At 29.5% G+C, this 2,131-nt stretch carries 1 protein-coding gene and 1 pseudogene; both read right to left on the bottom strand.

What is annotated here, in order from left to right:
* A pseudogene (locus L992_RS12765) lies at positions 1-626 on the bottom strand (hypothetical protein); the annotation flags it as partial.
* A gap of 13 nt (positions 627-639) precedes the next feature.
* The coding region (locus L992_RS12770; protein WP_197053444.1) for an efflux RND transporter permease subunit at positions 640-2,131 on the bottom strand (1,492 nt) is incomplete at its 5' end.

Here is a 2,131-nt window from a genome sequence, read left to right on the forward strand (position 1 = left end):
TGTGCTATATTGTATCTAGGAGAAATAAATTTGTTAATTAGATAAAAACCTAAAGTAAATCCTAAAATAGTCACTGTTAAAAAATCTAATATCTTTATAATGTCTATATATTTTGTAGTTCTAAAACTTAAAATTAGATTTAAAAATAAAATAAATGAAGTATAATATAAAGTTTTATCCTCTTTTAATTGTTTTTTCAGCTTAAGAAAGATGAATAAATTTATAATAATGAGGGATAAAGTAATCCCGTTCAAAAAATATTCTTCTTTTTTAGAAAATTGTTTGCCGATAAACTCTATCTCTATCTCTTCCCAAGGGCTTTCTTTTGTGAAAGAGATAATTTTAACTTCATCGTCATACTTTCCTTTTAAAGTATACTTATCATTTGGAACATTGAGAAAGATTTTTCCATTTAAAAAATCTTTACTTTCAAAGTTGTGATTAGTATTATCTAATTCGCTGTGTAAAGAGTATTCACCTATCTGGTTATCAAGAATTTCCATATTTTTAATCTTTGGAATTACATAAACAAAATCTTTTTCTTTCAATGATAAAAACTTAATTAAAACTCCTAGAGTTAAAGAAAAAATAACTATCGAAGCAATGAGGTATTTTTTTTTAAACATAAGATCCGTCCTTTTATTTTTTATATGTTGTAATTGAAATAATTTCAATGTATAGAACAGGAATTATAACCAATGTTAGCAATGTCGAAAATGACAAACCAAATATAACAGCTATAGACATTCCAGAATATAGTTCTGCCCCTTCTCCAAATCCCAAGGCAAGGGGAATCATCCCACACACTGTTGTCATTGTAGTCATTAAGATTGGTCTAAGTCTTGTTTTACAAGATTCTTTAACCGCTTCATTTAATTCATACCCACGATTTCTTAAAATTTTGATAAAGTCAATAAGAACTATGGCGTTATTAACAACAGTTCCTGCCAACATTATTATTCCAATCATTACCATCATATCAAATGGAGAGTTGGTTAGCAAGAGTCCACTATAAACTCCAATCATTGCTAAGGGTACTGATGCTAATATAATTCCTGGAAGTAGGAAATTTTCAAATTGTGAGGCTAGAATTGCATAGATTAAAAATATTGAAATTCCAAGAGCCATCGCCATTTGAACAATTGCCTCGTTAAATAACTGTGATACTCCACCCCATGAGTATGAAACCCCACTTTGAGGTGCTGCTTCATTAAAAGCTTTTAAAATTTCTGATTGAATGTTACTTAAACCTATGCCACCATCATTAACACTGATTATAGAAGTGTATACTTTATCGATTTTATTGATTTCTGATGCTCCTTCTGCCATAACAATATTTGCTACATCTGAAACTTTTACAAATTTACCATCTCTTCCTCTAACGTTTAACTCATTTAAAATTGAAATTTTTGTTCTATTATCTTTTGATAATCTAATTAAAACATCAATATTTTCTATTCCAGTTTTTACAGATAAAGTTTGTCCAGCTGCCCTATTTCCACCTAAGAATGAGTAGCTTATTGTTCTTCCTATATCAAATGCACTAATTCCATGTGCTCTTAATTTATCTCTATTTAATACAACCCTTGCCTCTACATTTCCCGATTCTATACTTGATGTAATATCTATAATTCCAGGATTTCGACTAATCTTCTCCTGTATTTTAGATATAATATTTTTAGTAAGATTTAAGTCATTAGAACTTACCTGAAACTCGACATCTCCTTCGCCAGTATCTGTTTGATATTCGTTTTGGAGATTGAAATAGATACCTGGGATTTTAGAAATCTCTTTTCTTAAGTCTTTAGTAACATTAAAAACAGAAAATTTACGATCGGATTTTGGACCTATATCTACATTGACAATCCCTTTATTATCTTTAATCAAAGTTGAATATGACTTTGTTAAAGGATTGTTTTTTACTATTTCAACGGCCCGATTTGTAATCTCTTCTGCTTTTTCAACGGAAAGACCTCGCTCTAATTTTAGGACAATAGAATATCGCCCATAATCTTGCTTTGGAATAAACTCTGTTCTAGTAAACATAGGGCCTACTATCATCATTCCTATAAATGTTAAGAACGCTAATGCAACTGTTTTCTTTCTATTTGAAATAGCCCACTCTATTATT

The organism is Cetobacterium sp. ZOR0034, from assembly GCF_000799075.1.
In the GTDB taxonomy this organism is placed as follows: Bacteria; Fusobacteriota; Fusobacteriia; order Fusobacteriales; family Fusobacteriaceae; genus Cetobacterium_A.